This is a genomic window from Lysinibacillus sp. FSL K6-4013, assembly GCF_038630435.1.
Lineage (GTDB): Bacteria > Bacillota > Bacilli > Bacillales_A > Planococcaceae > Lysinibacillus > Lysinibacillus boronitolerans.
Genome location: NZ_CP152031.1, coordinates 1,275,589 through 1,295,006, shown reverse-complemented (window position 1 = coordinate 1,295,006; position 19,418 = coordinate 1,275,589). Strand labels below are relative to the sequence as shown.

20 protein-coding genes and 1 riboswitch are annotated in these 19,418 nt (G+C 35.2%); of the genes, 4 read left to right on the top strand and 16 right to left on the bottom strand.

Features of this window, described 5'->3' with window-relative positions:
• Nucleotides 1-111: 111 nt before the first annotated feature.
• Nucleotides 112-684, top strand: a complete 573-nt coding sequence (locus tag MHB39_RS06095; protein ID WP_257521348.1) for a TetR/AcrR family transcriptional regulator — start codon at nt 112-114, stop codon at nt 682-684.
• Nucleotides 685-745: 61 nt separating this feature from the next.
• Here the strand turns inward: MHB39_RS06095 and MHB39_RS06090 are convergent, their stop codons facing one another.
• From MHB39_RS06090 to MHB39_RS06070, 5 genes are all read right to left on the bottom strand, one after another.
• Entirely contained in the window at nt 746-1,507 is a 762-nt protein-coding gene (locus tag MHB39_RS06090; protein WP_221680441.1) for an IucA/IucC family C-terminal-domain containing protein, read from the bottom strand.
• Nucleotides 1,504-2,331: an ABC transporter ATP-binding protein gene (locus tag MHB39_RS06085; protein ID WP_342546016.1), complete on the bottom strand. Its 828-nt coding sequence runs from the start codon at nt 2,329-2,331 to the stop codon at nt 1,504-1,506. Before MHB39_RS06085 ends, MHB39_RS06090 begins: the two co-directional genes overlap by 4 nt.
• Before the next feature lie 47 nt (nt 2,332-2,378).
• Nucleotides 2,379-3,419, bottom strand: coding sequence for an iron ABC transporter permease (locus tag MHB39_RS06080; protein WP_337976152.1), 1,041 nt, complete (start codon nt 3,417-3,419; stop codon nt 2,379-2,381).
• Nucleotides 3,412-4,428, bottom strand: coding sequence for an iron ABC transporter permease (locus tag MHB39_RS06075; protein ID WP_342546015.1), 1,017 nt, complete (start codon nt 4,426-4,428; stop codon nt 3,412-3,414). The genes MHB39_RS06080 and MHB39_RS06075 overlap by 8 nt, the downstream gene beginning before the upstream one ends.
• A 123-nt stretch (nt 4,429-4,551) precedes the next feature.
• Nucleotides 4,552-5,562: an iron-siderophore ABC transporter substrate-binding protein gene (locus MHB39_RS06070; RefSeq protein WP_221680437.1), complete on the bottom strand. Its 1,011-nt coding sequence runs from the start codon at nt 5,560-5,562 to the stop codon at nt 4,552-4,554.
• A gap of 557 nt (nt 5,563-6,119) precedes the next feature.
• On the opposite strand from MHB39_RS06070, the gene MHB39_RS06065 reads away from it, so the two are divergent.
• Complete coding sequence (locus MHB39_RS06065; RefSeq protein WP_342546014.1) at nt 6,120-6,431, top strand: CotD family spore coat protein; 312 nt, start codon at nt 6,120-6,122, stop codon at nt 6,429-6,431.
• Nucleotides 6,432-6,531: 100 nt separating this feature from the next.
• Here MHB39_RS06065 and glnA read toward each other — a convergent pair whose 3' ends face one another.
• From glnA to MHB39_RS06050, 3 genes are all read right to left on the bottom strand, one after another.
• Complete coding sequence (glnA, locus tag MHB39_RS06060; protein WP_004225810.1) at nt 6,532-7,866, bottom strand: type I glutamate--ammonia ligase; 1,335 nt, start codon at nt 7,864-7,866, stop codon at nt 6,532-6,534.
• 55 nt (nt 7,867-7,921) lie between these two features.
• The gene (locus tag MHB39_RS06055; RefSeq protein ID WP_004225812.1) at nt 7,922-8,299 is read right to left on the bottom strand and encodes a MerR family transcriptional regulator; all 378 of its coding nucleotides are present in this window, start codon (nt 8,297-8,299) and stop codon (nt 7,922-7,924) included.
• A 154-nt stretch (nt 8,300-8,453) separates the two neighbouring features.
• Nucleotides 8,454-9,707 carry a methionine gamma-lyase family protein gene (locus tag MHB39_RS06050; RefSeq protein ID WP_342546013.1) on the bottom strand — a complete coding sequence of 418 codons (1,254 nt, stop codon included), beginning with the start codon at nt 9,705-9,707 and terminating at the stop codon, nt 8,454-8,456.
• Between the two features lie 340 nt (nt 9,708-10,047).
• Between MHB39_RS06050 and MHB39_RS06045 the strand changes: the two genes are divergently transcribed.
• On the top strand, nt 10,048-10,653 hold the full coding sequence (locus MHB39_RS06045; protein WP_016991976.1) for a trimeric intracellular cation channel family protein: 606 nt from the start codon (nt 10,048-10,050) through the stop codon (nt 10,651-10,653).
• 113 nt (nt 10,654-10,766) lie between these two features.
• On the opposite strand, the gene cobT is transcribed toward MHB39_RS06045, so the two are convergent.
• The 7 genes from cobT to MHB39_RS06010 all read right to left on the bottom strand — a co-directional run bounded on the left by cobT (nt 10,767) and on the right by MHB39_RS06010 (nt 18,356).
• Nucleotides 10,767-11,822 carry a nicotinate-nucleotide--dimethylbenzimidazole phosphoribosyltransferase gene (gene cobT / locus MHB39_RS06040; RefSeq protein ID WP_342546012.1) on the bottom strand — a complete coding sequence of 352 codons (1,056 nt, stop codon included), beginning with the start codon at nt 11,820-11,822 and terminating at the stop codon, nt 10,767-10,769.
• 91 nt (nt 11,823-11,913) lie between these two features.
• Nucleotides 11,914-12,090: riboswitch (cobalamin riboswitch) on the bottom strand.
• 96 nt (nt 12,091-12,186) lie between these two features.
• Complete coding sequence (locus tag MHB39_RS06035; protein WP_342546011.1) at nt 12,187-13,881, bottom strand: ABC transporter ATP-binding protein; 1,695 nt, start codon at nt 13,879-13,881, stop codon at nt 12,187-12,189.
• A 39-nt stretch (nt 13,882-13,920) separates the two neighbouring features.
• Nucleotides 13,921-15,183 carry a hypothetical protein gene (locus MHB39_RS06030; protein ID WP_342546010.1) on the bottom strand — a complete coding sequence of 421 codons (1,263 nt, stop codon included), beginning with the start codon at nt 15,181-15,183 and terminating at the stop codon, nt 13,921-13,923.
• Nucleotides 15,180-15,863, bottom strand: coding sequence for a hypothetical protein (locus MHB39_RS06025; RefSeq protein WP_342546009.1), 684 nt, complete (start codon nt 15,861-15,863; stop codon nt 15,180-15,182). The genes MHB39_RS06030 and MHB39_RS06025 overlap by 4 nt, the downstream gene beginning before the upstream one ends.
• On the bottom strand, nt 15,860-16,723 hold the full coding sequence (locus MHB39_RS06020) for an ATP-binding cassette domain-containing protein (RefSeq protein WP_036080252.1): 864 nt from the start codon (nt 16,721-16,723) through the stop codon (nt 15,860-15,862). The genes MHB39_RS06025 and MHB39_RS06020 overlap by 4 nt, the downstream gene beginning before the upstream one ends.
• The gene (locus tag MHB39_RS06015) at nt 16,707-18,119 is read right to left on the bottom strand and encodes a radical SAM protein (protein WP_342546008.1); all 1,413 of its coding nucleotides are present in this window, start codon (nt 18,117-18,119) and stop codon (nt 16,707-16,709) included. Before MHB39_RS06015 ends, MHB39_RS06020 begins: the two co-directional genes overlap by 17 nt.
• A 78-nt stretch (nt 18,120-18,197) precedes the next feature.
• A complete protein-coding gene (locus MHB39_RS06010; protein WP_342546007.1) occupies nt 18,198-18,356 on the bottom strand; it encodes a freyrasin family ranthipeptide in 159 nt (52 codons plus the stop codon).
• A gap of 275 nt (nt 18,357-18,631) precedes the next feature.
• Here MHB39_RS06010 and MHB39_RS06005 point away from each other — a divergent pair, with 275 nt between their 5' ends.
• Nucleotides 18,632-18,835: a LuxR C-terminal-related transcriptional regulator gene (locus MHB39_RS06005; RefSeq protein ID WP_016991965.1), complete on the top strand. Its 204-nt coding sequence runs from the start codon at nt 18,632-18,634 to the stop codon at nt 18,833-18,835.
• Nucleotides 18,836-19,035: 200 nt separating this feature from the next.
• Here the strand turns inward: MHB39_RS06005 and MHB39_RS06000 are convergent, their stop codons facing one another.
• The gene (locus MHB39_RS06000) at nt 19,036-19,338 is read right to left on the bottom strand and encodes a rhodanese-like domain-containing protein (protein WP_036080258.1); all 303 of its coding nucleotides are present in this window, start codon (nt 19,336-19,338) and stop codon (nt 19,036-19,038) included.
• Nucleotides 19,339-19,418 lie beyond the last annotated feature (80 nt).

Here is a 19,418-nt window from a genome sequence, read left to right as displayed (position 1 = left end):
GCCTTACAGTTGTATTTTATTCATAATAAAACCATCATTAAACCAATAATTTATTTGAATTGTTGTTTATACAACACTTTTAAGAAATTGTTTAAAAAGGAGTGCTAAGTAATGACCTCATCTAAGACAGATCTTCGTGTTATACGGACTCGTAAATTAATCATGGATTCTTTCATTGCACTTTCTAGTAAAAAAGAGTTCAAGGATATAACGGTTAAGGATATTACGACAGAGGCCATGATTAATCGTGCGACTTTTTATTATCACTTTGAAGATATATATGATTTGTTAGAGAAGGTACTGTCAGAAGTATTATTAATTAATTTGAATGATGACTTTCTACAGTATAACGAACTTAATGAAGGCGCTTTCATTATTCTCTTTAAAGCGATAACTAATTTTCAAAAGTCATTGTCTAATCGTTGTCATAGAGGCTATGAAGAGACAATTGCTCGAATTATTAGAGAGCAGCTTGAAATTATCTTTTACAAAATGTTATTGAAACAAAATGCAGCGACAGAGAACGAAGCGCTAAAAATGACTGCTGTAATATTAAGCTGGGGAATCTATGGGGCTTCTATAGAATGGAGAACTAGCAATCAGGAGATACAGCCCGAAGAATTTATCAAACCTGTAATTCCTTATTTATTGGCAGGTATTGATGATCAACATAAAAGTGAATAAACACTTATGAAATGATATAAGTGTTTACTCACTTTTGGTGGTTAGAGATTTTGTGTTATGATCATCTTTTTATTTTTGGACAGGAGATACAAAAATCATTTGCTTCATCAGAGGTATGATAATAGAAACAACATGTTTTTCTCAAGCGTACAGGTTGCTCCGATTCCATAATTTTCACTTTAGGACCACAGTAGTTCGTCAAAGGATTTTTCCTTTCTCCAAAAATGGAGCCTGGTGCTAGGTTTACAATATAGTGATAATCCTCTTGTATACGAGCCTTTTCTTGCTCGCTGGCCCCTTCCCCTATTTTTGTTTCATAGAGCCAATTCACATAAATAGCTGTGTTTTCCCATAAGATTGTTTTTGGGATTTTACTTATTTTCGCTAATGACCGCCAAACCTTCGCTAAATTATTCGCAAAGATTTCTCTAAGAACCTCATCACGCCATTTTTCACGGTCTTCAGTAGGTATTGACACTGTGCGATCAATTAGCCGAATAGTAGGAAGCCAAGGTTTTGCATATTCCGCTTCTACCCACATATTTTCAATTCTGCAATGTAGTCCTTTATCGTATCTGGACATAGCATAGAATGCTGAAGCTATCGTTAAGACACTATAGCGCTTCGCAAATAACGATGCCGTAACTAGGATAGAGGGCGATTGAAAGAAATGGGCAATTTTTTGTAAATAATCTAGAGCTTGTTCATTGTCCAATAAATTTTTGGCATATAAAGAGTATGTAGCATCTACTGCAGGCTCTATCGCCAATCGATAGTCTCTTAGTAACACGGATGTTTCTTCAGCTGACAGTGTGAGGCTCAACAGATCCCTACCTCCTCTAATTCCACTGATTGAACTGTTCGCCCCTTGCCATGTGGCACACATAAAGGTGTACCAAAGAGCGGGTCTTTAATAATGGTACAATCCATACGAAAAACAGTCTGGACCATCTCTGTTGTCACCACTTCCTCTGGCTTCCCTTGGGCATAAACCTGTTTATTACGCACCGCCACAATATGATGGGCATAGCGACAGGCTAAGTTTAAATCATGTAATACCATAACGATGGTACGCCCTTCTTTGTCATTTAAATCAAATAGTAAATCTAAAATTTCTACTTGATGAGCCATATCTAAATAAGTTGTAGGTTCATCTAGTAAAATAAGATCTGTTTTTTGAGCCAATGTCATAGCAATCCATACACGCTGCCGCTGACCACCTGATAATGCATCTACTGGACGATCGGCAAATTCAGTCATCTGCGTTACTGCAAGCGCATTGTTTACAATATTTTCATCCTCCGTAGACCATTGCTTTAACCAGCTCTGGTGTGGATAACGACCTTGCTTAATCAATTGCTGAACAGTTAATCCTTCTGGTGCAACAGGGCCCTGCGGCAGAATAGCTAAACGTTTCGCCACCTCTTTCGTTGAAATGGCCTCTAGTTTATTCTCATCTAAAAAAATTTCACCCGACTTCGCTTTTTGTAGTCGTGCAAATGTCCGAAGTAGTGTAGATTTTCCACAACCGTTGGCCCCAACTAGTACTGTAATTTTTCCTTTTGGTATTTGAAGATTCAAATCCTCTAAAATAAGATTTTCTCCATAGCTTACATGTAAATTTTGTGCTTCTAAGACATTTTTCAAAATCCTGTCACCTTCTTCTCCCGCTTTTAACTTTTTAACATGGAGCTTTATTGATTGCGCGTTCTAAATAATAAATAAATAAAGAATGGTGCGCCAATTGCAGCAGTAAAGACTCCTGTAGGTAAATCCTTTGGTAAAAAGGCTGTGCGTGCCACAATATCAGCTACAATGACAATGATTCCACCTATAATAGCTGTCACAGGAATTAATCCTGCAAAGGAACGCCCTACAAGCATTCTGCTCATATGAGGAGCCACTAATCCAACAAAGGCAATGCCACCAGCAAAAGCTACTGCAGAACCAGCTAGCATGACACTAATGAGTAGAAAAAGTACACGATACACTTGTACTTTTACGCCTAGCCCTATCGCTATTTCATCGCCTAATTCCTTCACATTCACCGTTCTTGCTAAAATAAATGTTAGTGGCACTAAAATGACTAGCCATGGTAATAGCAAATAGACATCCTGCATATTAGCCCCATACAAACTACCTGTCAGCCATAAATAAGCCTTCGTTGTAGCGGCTACATTACTGATCACAAGCAGCATCGTCACAACTGCCTTTGCTAAGGCCGAGATACCAATTCCAATTAATACCATACGAATGGGTGTGACTCCTTTTCTCCATGACAGTAGATAAATGATGAAGGAGACAATACCAGCACCTAATATAGCAGCTAACGGTAAAAATTGAATGCTGACTGATCCCATAAAGTACACGATAAAAATAATTGCACCCATCGATGCTCCGCTCGTTACACCAATAATATCTGGGGCAGCAAGAGGATTACGAATAATTCCTTGTAAAATTAAACCGGCAACTCCCAGCGCAGCACCAACTAATAAGGCCATTAAGACACGCGGGAGCCTTAATGTATGTAAGACAAAATCATAATCTCCATTCCCATAGCCCAACAATTCTTTCACCACTGTCACTGGATGAATAAACTCACTACCAGCAGATAAACCCAGAACCGTTATGATGACTAATAACAAGCTTAATAGTAATAGTATCCAAGCCGTTCTTTTAACAATTTGAAAGGATATACGATTAGATTTCGTTCGTACTGTCACATAATTAGGCATTTTTTGCTAACCCCTTTCGTGCAATATAAATGAAGAAAGGAGCTCCGATTAAGGCAGTCATGACACCAATCGGCATTTCCAATGGCATAATCACATATCTTGCCGCAATATCAGCCAACAGTAGCAATATTGCTCCCAACACGGCACTGTAGGGAATAATCCAGCGATAATCCGTGCCAACAAGATGGATCGCCATATGAGGGACAATCAAGCCGATAAAGCCTATTGAACCTGCAACAGCTACTGAACTACCTGCAAGTATGATAATAATTATGCCTAGCGTGATTTTCGTGATCATTGTTCGTTGTCCTAATCCTTTGGCAATATCATCTCCTGATTGTAAAATATTGATTGAACGCCCCATAAATATTGCCACAACTGTCACTCCTAAAACAAACGGTAGGACAGGCACAAGCATTTCAATACTACGCCCCGATACAGAACCTGCTAACCAAAACAGGACACTTTGTAAACCTTGTTCATCGATGACTAAAAGCCCCTGCGTAAACGAGACAAATAGAGCTGTAATCGCTGCACCAGCTAATACTATTTTTATCGGTGTTAACCCATCTCTTCCTAATGAGCCTAGGAAAAAAACCATTGCTCCCGCTGCACCTGCCCCTAAAAAGGCAATCCACATATAGCTCATTAAAGACTGAACGGAAAAAAGAGTAATAGCACTGACAATAAAAAATATGGCCCCTGCATTAATACCTAAAATATCAGGAGCTGCTAAAGGATTTCTTGTTAATGCTCGCATTAATGCACCCGCAATGGCAAGGCTTGCGCCAACTACTGTAGCGATCACAGCTCTTGTAAATCTAGATGTTCGAATAATGACATGCTCCTTATTAGCAGCATCAAAATGAAAAATAGCATCATAGATTGACGAAAAAGGTATGGACGTTTGACCAATAGCTATGCTGATTATAAATGCCAGCAAAAGAATCAAACAGCTGATGAGTAAACCTACTTGTTTCATCGGTCTACTGGAAAGAATAATTCTCATGTTATGCCAACTTTCTTGATCCACAATTTATCTTATGTAGGTTTCAATTATGCTCAAACACTACAATGAGAGGGCTGTTATTCAAGTATTCTCTAACACTTTTAACAGCCCATCCTTCATTCTCTATTTTTCTAATTCAAACTTGTCATAAATATCATCTAGCATTAAATTAGCACTAGTAATACCACCTGCTAGATTCCAATTGATTTCATCTACCTGATAAACTTGATTCGCTTTCACTGCGTCAAGCTCTTTCCAAAGTGGATGGTTTGTCCAATCTTCATAAGTTTTTTTCACTGTCTCATCATTTTCCATAAACATATAAATAACATCAGCATTCATTTGGGTAATACTTTCCTTGTCCGTTAGCTTCACAATTTCTAAAGAATCATCTGTTAAATTTTTAGGACCTTGGAATCCAAGCTCAGATAAAATAGAACCCGCATAACCTGTCACATAAATACGAGCATGGTCTGCTCTGAAGTTGACAACAGAAACATGGAATGGCCATTTATCGCCAAGCTTCTCTTTGATTTTTGTTTGGAAATCAGCTACTCGCGTATCCCAATCGCCAAGTAATTCTTTCACCTTATCTTCTTGATTCATTGCTTGACCCATCATTTCAGCTGTTCCTTTGAAATCGAAAACTGTTTCATGAGCAACTGTTGGAGCAATCTGCGATAACTGATCATAAATTTCTTCATGACGTACTTTAGAAGCAATAATTAAATCTGGTTTAAGCTTTGCAATTTCTTCAAGGTTTGGTTGTGTTTCTTGTCCTACAATTGCAACGCCATCAAGCTCATTCTTCATATAATTATAAACAGGCGCTTCAGCCCAAGATTCTACTACCCCAACTGGCTTAATGCCCATAGCTACTGCAACATCTGTTGCGCCTTGATATAGTGTAACGATTTTTGTAGGTGTGCCTTCAATCGTTGTAGTACCCATTGCATGTGTAATCTCACGACTAGAAGATTTTGATTCTGTGTTACTTTCTTCTGCTTTGTCGTTCTCTTGTGAACTACTGGAGTTCGATGTTTTCTCCCCACACCCAACTAATAATAACGCGAAGGTTAATAGTAGTGTGAACAGTACAAAAAAGTTCTTTTTCTGCAGTGATAATTTTGGCATACATTTCCTCCTAAGAAATAATCGATAACGATAATCATTATCAATTAAAGAGTATACTGTACGATTGTTTTATTGACAATATATATTTTTTCAAAAAACATACTTTTTCAATAAAAATTTATTTTACATTATGCCGCTAGGAAGAACGTTATTTAAAAAACCTATTCATCGCGTTGAAAAAAAGCAAGTGGATGGTTGTTAGAGGCTTTTACTTTTCACTTCGAAAATATGTGCTATTTTGTTCACTACTGTTAGTATGAAAGAAGTTTTGCAGCATGATTGAGGGGAGGATCATCGCCCTTTGGAAAGGACAATGATGGAACGGAAAACGCCTCGCCCGCAAAATTGCTTTTCCTGCCGTTGACATCATCTTTTTTCAACAATATGTCATGCTTTCATTTCACTCAAAGACGTAGGCAAATTGATTATAGATTTTCTACTATTTTAGTTACTTGTTAGATTTACCTATGCATTAATAGGCAAATAAATAGACCCTATCGACGTATATCTCATATCTTAATAATGAACTACAACTTATCAAAACAGGAGGTAATAACATGTTTCAACGAAGACGCCATCCGGCAAAAGGTCCACACTGCTGTCCGCCACAAATGATGCCAATGCAATATGATCCACCACAATTTTTACCACCAGAGCAATATGTACGCACAAATTATATCCATACGGTTGTTCCACACGTACAACCTGCACATGTTACAACAGTCAACAAACATATGATTGATCATCAGTACTATTTCCCATGCACAGAATCTGTCGTGAATGAATGCTGTGAAACACATACAATGTGCGGTATGCCACCTAACCCTTGCCATATGCCTATGCCACACCATCATAAACGTATGCGCTAATACTAAAATAACGATGGGGTTGTCATATGACCCCATCGTTCCTAATATATGTTCAGAAAAAAACCGAGTCACCTTTATCAGGGACTCGGTATCTTTATGATTAATACATTTTTAAATATTGATCGCGTTCCCACTGATGAACAGTTGTACGGTACATATCGAACTCGATTTCTTTTGCTTCTTTAAAGTTTGCATAAATATGCTCACCTAGTGCTTCCTGTGCTACTTGATCTTTAGCAAGTAATGTTAGTGCATCATCAAGTGCTGCAGGCAGGTTTTCAATACCATTTGCTTGACGCTCTTCTTCCGACATCACATAGATGTTGCGGTTAATAGCAGCAGGTGGAGTTAGGCTTTGACGAATACCTTCAAGACCTGCTTCTAAAATAACAGCCATCGCTAAATATGGGTTTGCAGAAGGGTCTACAGAACGTACTTCAACACGAGTTGAAAGGCCACGCGCAGATGGAATACGAATTAATGGTGAACGGTTTTGTGCAGACCATGCTACATAACATGGTGCTTCATAACCTGGTACTAGACGTTTATAAGAGTTAACTGTTGGGTTTGTTACAGCTGTGAAACCTTGTACGTGTGCAAGAACACCCGCCATGAATTGCATAGCTGTTTCAGAAAGACCTAATTCTGTAGATTCATCATAAAATGCATTTTCTTTACCTTTAAATAGCGACACGTTAAAGTGCATACCAGAGCCTGCTTCACCAAATAGTGGTTTTGGCATAAATGTAGCGTGTAAGCCATGTTTACGAGCGATTGTTTTAACCACTAATTTGAATGTTTGGATGTTATCACACGCAGTAACAGCATCAGCATATTTAAAGTCGATTTCGTGTTGTCCTGGAGCTACCTCATGGTGTGATGCTTCAATTTCAAAGCCCATTTCTTCTAGCTCTAACACGATATCACGACGGCAATTTTCCCCAAGATCTGTTGGCGCTAAATCGAAATAACCACCATGGTCATTTACTTCTAAGGTTGGTTCGCCTTTTGCATCTAATTTGAATAAGAAGAATTCTGGCTCAGGCCCTAAATTGAAGCTTGAGAAGCCCATTTCTTCCATTTTTTTAAGAATTCGTTTTAGGTTGTTACGTGGGTCACCAGCAAACGGTTCGCCTTTCGCAGTGTATACATCACAGATAAAACGTGCTACTTTCCCTTTTTCAGAAGTCCAAGGGAATACTACGAAAGTATCAAGATCAGGATATAAATACATATCAGATTCTTCGATTCGAACGAAACCTTCAATAGATGAGCCATCAAACATCATTTTATTTTCCAGTGCTTTGTCTAATTGACTTACAGGAATCTCAACATTTTTGATAGTGCCAAGAATATCTGTAAATTGTAAACGAATAAAGCTTACGTTTTTTTCTTCGATGAGACGTTTAATGTCCTCTTTTGTGTATTTACCCACAGTTTTCCACACTCCTATAATTTGTCTAGCTTTTATGTTTACCCTACCCTATTTATTAATAGAATCGAGATAAATCCCCTCTTCGGATGGACGATTTTTGCATGCGCTGTGCTTGACGCATTTCTTCGCGCATAATTTGTCGTAATTCTGAATCACTTAAGTCTTGCTCATCAGTTGTTGCAACAGGATTTTTCTTTTTAGCAAATATTTTTTTAATCTTCGCCATATTCATACCCTGTTCTAAGTAGTCTTTAACCTCAAGCAATGTATCGACGTCATTTAGTGAAAACATACGTCGATTGCCTTCTGTTCGGTGCGGCTCAATTAAATGGTGTTCTTCATAATAACGAATTTGTCTTGCCGAAAGCTCTGTTAATTGCATCACAATACTCATCGATAATAACGGCATAGTTCGTCTAATTTCACGACTCATTTAAGTCCTCCTCCAATACCCGCTTATCATATAACGAAATTTTTTTACTGTCAACCAACCATGTAAGGTAACCTAACATGGTTGGTACTATTTTTTTCAATCCGAGTGAAAATTGTAAAAAACTATTCATATTTAGGCTTTATCTATTGTCTTATTATGATTTTTGAATAGCTTGAACCGCACTGCAAATAGCAAATTTAACGTGTTCATATGTTAGTCCGCCCTGAATAAAGGCTGTATAGGGTGGTCGTATTGGGCCATCCGCTGTCAGCTCAATGCTGGACCCTTGAATAAATGTTCCAGCCGCCATGATGACATCATCTTCATAGCCTGGCATATAGGCTGGTTCAGGAGCATAATGGGCATTTATCGGTGAGTTCGCTTGTATTTCGCGACAAAAGGCTATCATTTGCTGTGCTGTTTGAAAAGATACTGATTGAATTAAATCTGTACGCTTCGCATGATAGCTCGGAGAAGTGCTCATACCGATTTCCTCTAACATTGCAGCTGTAAAAATTGCACCTTTTAATGCTTGCGATACTACATGTGGTGCCAGGAAAAACCCTTGATAAAAGTCACCTAGTGTATTTAATGTGGCTCCCGCTTCGGCACCAATCCCTGGAGAAGTCATGCGATAGGCACATTTCTCCACTAGATCTGCTCGGCCAGCAATATAGCCCCCAATTTTAGCCAAGCCTCCGCCAGGATTTTTAATGAGCGAGCCTGCCATTAAATCAGCACCGACCTCTGTAGGTTCCTGTGCCTCTACGAACTCGCCATAGCAGTTATCTACAAAAATAACAGCTTCTGGGGCCAATTTACGTACCTTTGCACACATAGTAGCAATTTCTTCAATTGTAAAGGATGGACGTGTTGCATAGCCTTTTGAACGTTGAATCGCAATCATTTTGGTTTGTGCTGTAATGGCTGCTTCAACACCTGCCCAATCAATGGCCTGATTATCTAGCAAATCCACATGTTGATAACCGATTTTATAATCCTTCAGTGAACCTGTATCTTTATCACCACCATCGACAATGGATTGCAATGTATCATATGGCTGACCAGAAATATAAAGCAGCTCATCACCAGGACGCAAAACACCGAATAGACTAAGCGTGATTGCATGTGTGCCTGAAATAATTTGTGGTCGAACTATGGCTGCCTCTGCACCAAATACTTCTGCATAAACACGCTCTAGATTATCCCGTCCCTCATCATCATAGCCATAGCCGTTTGATGGATGTAAATGATAATCACCTACTTGATGCTTTCTGAACGCTGCTAGCACCTTCTGCTGATTGTAAAACGCCATTTCTTCTACCTTGGCATGATATGGCCGAACTTGCTCCTCAATTTTTGTCGCTAACGATAGCGTTTGTATTGATAAATTTGATGTAAACGTCATTCTTTCTTCTCCATTTCACAATGTCTCGCATTTCAATCAGTAACATTTATTGACTATCTAAATTGACTTCAATCACTCTAGAATTACCCTAACCAACTACTGGTATATGAACGCTTTTGACGAATGTTTTCTTTATTTTAATCACATTTTATCAATTTGTATGTGCACCTGTAAAACTTGCCTATTGTTTCTAAGAGCATTTTACGCTAAGCTAATGTGCGGACTTATTTCGAGAAGCGTATTTAATGACCGATTTTGGCTATTAAATTCATAGATTCTGTTACGTAAAATAGTCTTTTAACTTTAAAAAGTTTATTTATTGATAGAAGGGGTGAAAGGGATGGCTTGGGAGGTTTTTAGTATCATAGGAACAATTGCCTTTGCTATTTCTGGGGCAATTATTGCCATGGAAGAAGAATACGATTTATTTGGTGTATATATACTTGGTATTGTCACTGCTTTTGGTGGAGGAGCCATTCGAAATTTACTCATCGGGCTACCTGTCACAACCCTATGGGGACAGGATATGATGTTTCAAATTGCGCTGGCTGCGATTACGATATTTTTTATTTTTCCGCATCATCTGATTCAACATTGGCATCGTTGGGGTAACTTCACAGATGCGATTGGCTTATCAGCGTTCGCCATTCAAGGCGCACTTTATGCTGTCAAGCTGGATATGCCTGTTAGTGCTGTAGTTGTAGCTGCTGTGTTAACAGGTTCAGGTGGTGGCATTGTGCGTGATTTATTAGCTAGAAGAAAACCATTAGTTCTCCGTGATGAAGTTTATGGTGTTTGGGCAGCTCTTGCTGGACTACTAATCGGCTTCGAGGTTTTTACAGGGGACATTTTCCTTTATATTTTATTCGCGGTAATTACTGCGTTACGTATTCTTTCCTATACGATGAAGTGGCGCTTGCCATTACGTAAGTTAAATCGTGCATAAATACTATTCAGCCAATGACCAAAAATTAAGTCATTGGCTATTTTATTTTTTGTCTAATAATAATCTTTTATGGGTTTCATTCCTTATATGATTGAAGAAGACATTAACTTAGCTTATCTTTTTAACAACTGCATTGCTTCTTCTAATGTCACCATGTTTTTCATCATTGAACAAGCTGCATCTAAAATAGGAAAGGCTAAGGCTGCTCCAGAACCTTCGCCTAAACGCATATTCATGTGCAACATCGGTTCAATACCTAGTAATGCAGCGGCAATTTTTGCCCCTGGCTCCTCTGAAGCATGGGAAGGAATAATATAATCGATTACTTTTGGTTCGAGCTTATAAGCAATGAGGGCAGCTATAGTCGAAATAAATCCATCAATAACCACTGGTTTACGATGAACTGCAGCCCCAAGAATAATACCTGTCATCGCCCCTATCTCTAATCCTCCTACCTTAGCCAGAACATCAATAGCATCTTTTGGATTAGGCTTATTTAAGGTAATTGCTTTTTCAATAATCGCCGCTTTATAGGCAATGCCTCCTTGGCCAACTCCTGCCCCAAACCCTGTTACTTCTATAGGGTCACATCCAGTCAGAACAGCTAATATCGCAGCACTTGGTGTTGTATTGCCAATACCCATTTCCCCTGTACCAAGTACATCAGCACCTTGTATGATTTCCTCAGTGGCCACACGGATTCCTACTTCTATCGATTGAATGGCTTCTTGTTTGGACATAGCTGGACCTTGTGCCATGTTATCTGTACCGTATTTAATTTTATGAATAATGACACCAGCATCAAGTGGAATATCTGCTTTTACCCCAACATCTACTGTGACCACCTTTGCATTGGTAATGCGCGCAATTGCACAAACGCCTGTCCCCCCCTTAGGAAAATTTAATGTTTGAAAGACTGTAACATCTTGCGGATTCGTGGTTACACCTTCCTCACATACACCATGATCTGCAGCACAAACAATCATCACCTTTTTGTCAACCGTCGGATATAATTGTCCTGTTATACCAGAGAGCTGTACGGCAAGTGATTCTAGTTTACCCAAGCTACCTGGGGGCTTACAAAGCGCATCAATCCGCTTTCTAGCTTGCTCCATACCTTTCATATCAACCCCTTGAATGTTTTCAATCGTGTCTTGTAATAATGGCATAATTATTTCTCCTCTCGTTCTCATTAAGACAAAATAAAAAGTCTGTAGTTTATTGTCATGACAAATAAACTACAGACTTTTCCATCATCTATATCTTCTAAAGCAAGTAGGCAGGTCTCCTGGCTCAAGTTCAACATCTCATAGTACCTTCCCAGCAATTCGCTAGTGGCATACACTATGAAACTTCCTTATACAGTGGCGGGTCCGCTAAAGCTTTTCACTTTATTCCCTATTCTCCCTAGTGGGCACCTATTGCTTTTATGTAATTATGTTAAATCTACTTTACAACTTTTTTAGTGTCAATAGATAAAAATTTTTTGAGTGTTAACTTAGTACCACCACCTATTCAAACAATATAGGCTTATCAAGAACCTGTCACAACAAATGAATCCCTCTCGTTCACCTGATTCCTATCAACTTCAAATATTTTATCTGCTTCATTTATTAAAGCAGGGTGATGAGTAACCAATATAACAGTCTTTTGTTTTTCTTTATTTAAATATAAAAGTAATGATTCTATATTTATTTGGTTGTCTTTATCAAGCGCAGAAGTAATCTCGTCAAACAAATAGATATCCGCATCTCTTAGAAGCGATCTTGCTATTGAAAGTCTTTGCTGTTGCCCAGTAGATAATTCAAGCCCATTATGCCCTATAAGCGTTTCAAATTTATAGTCTAACGTTTCTATATATGAATAAATGTTAACCATTTTACAAATTTGAATTAATTCTTCGTCTGTTGCATTCGGCTTTGCTAATAACAAATTTTCCCTTATTGTCCCTGTCATTATAAAATGCTCTTGCGTTACCAAACATACCCTTTTTCTATAAACATCAATAGGAATATATCTAATATTCTGATTGGATAGAAATATTTCACCCTGATAATTAATGTATAAACCTGATAATATATTCAATAATGTCGATTTACCTGATCCGCTTTCTCCCTTAATCAATACAATTTTCTTCAAAGGTATTTGGAAATTTATATTTTCTAAAACTGGAGAAAATGCATTAGTATAGGTAAAGCTTACATTCCGTAATACTATTTTATCTTTATTAAAATGATGCGATGAATTTACATAGTCTGGTACTTCTAATTTCCTTAGCTGATATTTATTGTCTTCCATTAAGTTTTTCACTCTATTTACAGACACAATTGCTTCTTGTAAAAATGAATTTAGTTGGGAAAATCTTAAAAATGACTGACTAAAGTTATTGGCATAGGTTGTGAATGCTATTAATACTCCTAACGTGAGGCTTCCTTTATAAATAAAGTAGGCACCTATAATAAGGATAATCAAATAACTTGTAAAGTTTATTAATTCTATTATTGATCCTGATTTTATGCTTAAACGCATTTTATCAAGAGTATTTTTGTATAATAAGGTAATTTTCTTTTGATAGTTATCTATGGCGTTTACCTCATTATTAAATATCTTAAATAATTTAAATGATGACAGTAATTCTCCCAGATAGGTTAAATAAGAATCTAAATCTTTTTTGATGGCAGTATCCATCATCCTTATTTTTTTTCCATAATATTTAAAAATGATAAGTGCTAAAGGACAAGCTATGAATAAAATACTAGCTAAAATAAAATTTAGATTGATCAATATTATTAACACAATTATTATACTGATAAAATCTATAACAATATTTAAAAACTCTGATACTACCTCAGAAAATGCCTTTGTATCATTTTCTATTTTATTCATCAGTTCACCTTTTGCTTTTAATTGATACTCATCCATGTCCATAGCCATAATTCTTTTTATTATTTTTAATTTAATATCCATTTGTAGATAGCAGGCAAATTTCGTTAAATAATATTTTTGGATTACTTTAAAAAATAAATTAAACAGAAACAAAAAAGCCATAAACACTATAATGAGGAATGCTGAATTGAGATCTTTTACTGTTATAGAATCAATAAATTTACCAAATAAAAGGGGGTGTACTATACTTAAAATCATTGAAATACCCATCAAAATATTTACTTGAAATAATTTTGCTTTGTATGGCTTTGTATACTTAAATACCTCACCTAATATTTTCATGAAATAATACTCTATCTCCCTGATTTAGTTAAGGTTTTCTTATAACCTTTTGATATACAGATAAGCATTTTTCGGCTCTTCCTGTAATATATGTAGAAACTTTTCCATATACGGATCTTTTTCATTACTAATGAGCAAGTTTTCTACTGACTTCTTTTTCGCCTCACTAAAGAGCATGCTTTTGTTGGTGTATATAACCTTTTGCTCGATCGTTCTTTTTAAAACCTCATAGCAATTAGTTTGTTCCTTGGTTTCCCACTGTTCGCCCATTAATGTATTTATCATGTCTTCCGTAATATTATAGCCATAATTAAATTCAAAAAATTTATTAGAATACGGGCGTATTTCAATGATGTCGCCAGAACTACTAATAATATTTTCTAAACTATTGTTATCTGGAAGGCTAAAAACTCTCGTTATTTTCAGCGTGTGATACGGAATGTTGTGGACACCGAAGCTCTCCATTATTTGAGTAATGTCTTTATAAACATTCGCATAATTCTCCACTTTTTCTATACTCACACCTTTATATTGGACAGTTAGCCCGTTATATTGATAATTTTGATAAGGTTTATTTAACAGCTCCTCTTCTTTATATCCATTATAAAAATGTAAGCTTAATAGAACGAAAAGCATCATACTGGTCATAATTCCAGCAACCCACTTTTCCGTTTTATTTGTGGCCCTCCTGCTGAATAAAATCGCGCACGATATAGAACACAAACAAATGGATAAAACACCTATAACATTTAAATAATGAATGAAATCTGGATACATAAAGTTAAGAGTAGGAGCTATATATTGAATCGTTTCTAGTCTATAACCATGCATTAACATTAGTAAAAAATAAATGATGACAATTAAAATTATAGACACGGCTTGATTTTTAAAAATTGTTGCCATTAAAAATGGAATGGATATAGTAAATAGCTGAAAAACAAAAACGATAAGTAGAATTTTATATATTGGTGTCTCTACATATACAAACTTTACAAAACCAACTAATAACATAATGGCAGGGGTGGTCAGAATAAAGCTGAAAACCCATTGCCATAATAAAAGCTTCCCATTTGATATTGGGGAAATCATTAAAAATTTCTCTACATGATATCTTTGATGCAAAGTTATAATTTGAATCGTTAATACACTTGAGAAAATCCCATATAAAGGAATCAATGCTTGCGCATCACTGACTGTAAAGAAGTACTGAGAGATACATAATAGAATGACGATAGCATAATAAGTCAACAAATAATCACTTCGTAAGACCACTTTCGACCAAAATAAAAAGATATCTCTCATTTGTCATTCACCCTTCTTTTAAATAGCAACACATTTCCAAACATAAATAGTATGCCAATACTTAGAAAAATACTTCTCTTTACATTAAATAGCAGATCAGTCATTTGATGTTGTATATAATCAGGATTAAACCATATAGAAAAATAAGGAGAATTTAAATAAATACTGAATACCAAATATACTATTAGTAAAATGTGTAGATATACAGTACGTTTCAAATAAAAGGAAATGAAAAAGCTAAAGGTAATGCTGTAGAAAATAGAAAGGAAGACTTGAAACAATGTAATTAATAAAATGCTAATAGGAATTTTATTTGCATAAAAAATAAAAAAAATTACATAGAAGAAAAATAGATAAACTGAAACAAAAAGAAGAACTGCTACGATTTTTCCAACTATATACATCGCTCTATTTGTCAATTTTAGTAGGATGACTGCTCTTTCAAATGATTGAAGATACCCTTTCCAAACATATGAAACCATACTCGGTATTAAAATAAGTAAAAATACCATTTGTAACTGAAGTGTTCCATACCATTTCTCAATAATCGTTTCCTGAGTGTCTAAGTTATTCATTATAATTGGAAGAACCAGCATTATAAGTATAAGAAAGACGGAAATAGCTCTACTCTTTATGAGTCTTTTTAATTCAAAGTTTATTAAAAAAGGTAATTCTCTCATACGGTTAACTCTTTTCTATTTATATAAATATATGCATCCTCTAAAGTAGGCTCTGTCGATATACTTCCTTGTAACGGATTATCTGCAATGTAACGAATCTCAATACTGCTGCCTTTATCTTGTAAAGATACAAATAAATCCACATGAGGTATTTCATCATCTAAAATATTATAAAGCCATACCTTCCCTCGAACTTTATTAATAAGGTCTATTGTACTACCGAAGTAATTCACTTTTCCTTTTTGTAGCACCATCAAATTTTTACATGTAGAAGCAATATCCTGTACAATATGTGTTGAAAGCAGAATGATTTTATCTCGACTAATCCGAGTAATTAAATTTCGAAAGGAAATGCGCTCATGAGGATCTAAACCTACTGTTGGTTCATCAATGAGTATTATTTTGGGATTACCAATTAAAGCTTGAGCAATGCCAAATCTTTGTTTCATACCACCCGAAAGTTCTTGAATATATTTTTTTTGTTCGCTTAATAGCCCCACCTCTTGAAGTCTTAAGTTTATTTCCTGTTTTCGGCTTTCGCTATTATTCATTCCTTTTAATTTACATAAATAATCAAATGACTCTTCTAAAGTAACCTTTGGAAAAAAATCAAACTTCTGGGGAAGATAACCCAATATTTCACAAACCTTAAGTGGTTCTTTTTTTACGTTTAGCCCTGCAACTTCAATTTCTCCGTCATCAAATGGAAGTAATGTAGAGATTATTTCCATCAATGTTGTTTTTCCTGCTCCGTTTTCCCCTAATAAACCAAATACACCATTATGAATTTCTAAGGAGACATTATCTAGTACCTTTATATTTTTATAAATTTTTGTTAAATTTTTAATTTTGATTTCCATTTTTAACAAACTCTCTTGTATTTTTCTTTTCTAATAATAATTCTCTTTGTTCATCTGATAAACGTAAATATAAATGCAAGGTAGCTTCTAATTGCTTTTGTGTTAAAATGCAATAATGTAAAGGGGGTGTCGTTACTTTACCTGTTGATTCTAAATTTTCATGGTGACACCCACCCCCACATAAATTTTTTGCCCAGCATTTAGTACAATTTAATCTATTTGAAACATGTGCTTCTTCTAAAAATTTTGACCTAGCAATTGAGTAGGTCCCTTCAAAAATATTTCCTTGTTTATACTCTTTATTATTGACAAAACGATGACAAGGATATAAATCACCATTAATATCAACTGCTAAAAAATTAACCTCTGCACCACAAAAATATGTTGATTCGTGTCCAATATGAATACGTTCTAAATTCTTCATTATATTATTGAGTTTGACTGCTTTAGAATATTCTCTTCTATTAACTAAATACTCGAAATAATAAATTAATTCATTATAACTTTTAGACAATTCAATGAATTGATCTTCTGTAAACATCTGCATAGCTGGGGCAGCATATATACTTCTAAAATTCAAATCGAATAAATGCTCATATATATTTACCAAATCAACATTATTCGGAGTAATGGTTGCCCTAACTCCTAATTGTTTTTGCTCCCTTAATTCTTTTGTTCTGTTTAAAATAACATCATAACTTCCCTTTTTATTTCCATAAAAGCGATTTGTGTCATGCTCGTTTTTAGTCCCATCAACACTTACTTGAACAGCGATGTTATTGTCTAAAATAAATTTTGTGATTTCTTTATTTATTAACGTTCCATTACAGGTCATACTAAAGCCTATTTTTTTATTATGTAATTTTACTTTGTGATTTGCATATTCTACTACTTGCTTAATTACTGGAAAATTTAATAAAGGTTCACCCCCAAAAAATACAATGGATAGATCATCACGATCACCTGACTGTTCTAGCAAATAGTCAATTGCTGATTTTGCTGTCATTATAGACATTCTACCTTTTTCGTTATATTCTCCGTCACCAGCGTAACAATATTTACATCGTAAATTACATTCTTGCACCATCATTAATGTGAGTGCACTTATGTTTTTAACATTTTCTTCGTTAACAGCATTACTTTCAGTAGTATCATTGATAATCCTATTTTCTATTAGTGATTGAATAATATTATTAAATTCATTTTCTGCTATTTTTTCTTTTAATTGATTAAAAACTTCCACTATGCTTTTGTTGTCACTTGATAAAATAGAATAAACAATATCATCTATTTCAAATAAACCATTAGTATTCGGTACATAAATATATTTTTTATGATTAACTTCTAACTCTTTAAAACTTGATACTTTAATTTTTTTCTCCATAGATTCAATCATAAATACCCTCCATTTCTTTGATACAATGTAGAGTAAATAATGATTTTACTCTACATTGCAAAATATTAAGCACTTGTTTTAACCGTCTGTATCTTTTCTAAAACAAGTTTCCCAGCCTCCAGCACATCCCCAATCCATAGCATCACACTTATTGCAATAATCTTTTGCATCACAAAAAACACACCATTTAGATTTAGAAATAGCACTATTAAAACCATGATTAATTCTCTTGAGCATTTTTTCACCTCCTCAAACCGCTTATAACTACAACAAAACAATTAATTATTAGGTACTAATATGTAAATATTAATTTGTTTTGTAGTTCAAATTTAACAAAACTTCTCAAATGAGGTATCCGTATTTTCCGCAATCATAGTGAAATTTTAATTATTATTTTGAAAAATTGTCACTTTTTACATTTGATTAAACGGTATTTTTTATCCAGAATATAGAATAAAATGGAATTTGTTGATACGATATCTTCTGAAAATAAATAGGGGGGAGTATTACATATGATAAAGTTAACACCTAAAGAATATGAGATTTTAGAGCGTATTGCTGAGGACAAAACCAATAATGAGATTAGTTTAGAATTAGGTATGAGTAGGAGAACAGTGGAATATCATATATCTTCTATTATTCGCAAATTAAATGCTGAAACTCGTTTAGGTGCTGTTGTAACAGCTATTAAACTAGGCTTACTAAGTATCAAATAAATTTTCAACTCATGAAAGATTTAATTTTGGAGAAATCCCTTTATATGACACTCCATTAAACTGCTCTGTTAGTTAAGAACGAACAAAACAAAAAAATAGACCAAACATATTTATGTGTATAATATGTCTGGTCTATTAATTTTAATCGAGTTGGAAGTTGTCATTCCAAGATAAGGAACTCTTTCTTTTTTACTCACACTTTATTTAAATTCTAATTCTCCATCATAAGCCAGCATGCCGCCTTCAAGGTTGGTTACATCAAATCCTTGTGCTTCTAAGTAAGCACACGCATTGGCAGAACGAGCTCCAGCCTTACATACAATAATATATGGCTTTTCTATATCTAATTCCTCTAAACGTTCAGGGATTGTTCCAAGTGCAATATGCTGAGCGCCTGGGATCATACCATGTGCTACTTCATCCTCTTCACGAACATCGATAATATATAGGTCCTCATTTGCATCTAAAAGATCTAATAATTCTGTTGTTTCCATTGTTTTCATTAACTTCGTCCTCCAAAATATCAAATTCCACTATCATTATAGCTTGTAGCAAAAAAAACAGCCAGTGTGGAGAACACTAA

Bases quoted from the DNA above. Each gene is read 5' to 3' on its own strand.
- MHB39_RS06095 (WP_257521348.1), top strand. From the start codon at position 112: ATGACCTCATCTAAGACAGATCTTCGTGTTATACGGACTCGTAAATTA.
- MHB39_RS06080 (WP_337976152.1), bottom strand. From the start codon at position 3,419: ATGCCTAATTATGTGACAGTACGAACGAAATCTAATCGTATATCCTTT.
- MHB39_RS06075 (WP_342546015.1), bottom strand. From the start codon at position 4,428: ATGAGAATTATTCTTTCCAGTAGACCGATGAAACAAGTAGGTTTACTC.
- MHB39_RS06070 (WP_221680437.1), bottom strand. From the start codon at position 5,562: ATGCCAAAATTATCACTGCAGAAAAAGAACTTTTTTGTACTGTTCACA.
- MHB39_RS06065 (WP_342546014.1), top strand. From the start codon at position 6,120: ATGTTTCAACGAAGACGCCATCCGGCAAAAGGTCCACACTGCTGTCCG.
- MHB39_RS06055 (WP_004225812.1), bottom strand. From the start codon at position 8,299: ATGAGTCGTGAAATTAGACGAACTATGCCGTTATTATCGATGAGTATT.
- MHB39_RS06050 (WP_342546013.1), bottom strand. From the start codon at position 9,707: ATGACGTTTACATCAAATTTATCAATACAAACGCTATCGTTAGCGACA.
- MHB39_RS06045 (WP_016991976.1), top strand. From the start codon at position 10,048: ATGGCTTGGGAGGTTTTTAGTATCATAGGAACAATTGCCTTTGCTATT.
- cobT (WP_342546012.1), bottom strand. From the start codon at position 11,822: ATGCCATTATTACAAGACACGATTGAAAACATTCAAGGGGTTGATATG.
- MHB39_RS06035 (WP_342546011.1), bottom strand. From the start codon at position 13,881: ATGAAAATATTAGGTGAGGTATTTAAGTATACAAAGCCATACAAAGCA.
- MHB39_RS06030 (WP_342546010.1), bottom strand. From the start codon at position 15,183: ATGAGAGATATCTTTTTATTTTGGTCGAAAGTGGTCTTACGAAGTGAT.
- MHB39_RS06025 (WP_342546009.1), bottom strand. From the start codon at position 15,863: ATGAGAGAATTACCTTTTTTAATAAACTTTGAATTAAAAAGACTCATA.
- MHB39_RS06020 (WP_036080252.1), bottom strand. From the start codon at position 16,723: ATGGAAATCAAAATTAAAAATTTAACAAAAATTTATAAAAATATAAAG.
- MHB39_RS06015 (WP_342546008.1), bottom strand. From the start codon at position 18,119: ATGATTGAATCTATGGAGAAAAAAATTAAAGTATCAAGTTTTAAAGAG.
- MHB39_RS06010 (WP_342546007.1), bottom strand. From the start codon at position 18,356: ATGCTCAAGAGAATTAATCATGGTTTTAATAGTGCTATTTCTAAATCT.
- MHB39_RS06005 (WP_016991965.1), top strand. From the start codon at position 18,632: ATGATAAAGTTAACACCTAAAGAATATGAGATTTTAGAGCGTATTGCT.
- MHB39_RS06000 (WP_036080258.1), bottom strand. From the start codon at position 19,338: ATGAAAACAATGGAAACAACAGAATTATTAGATCTTTTAGATGCAAAT.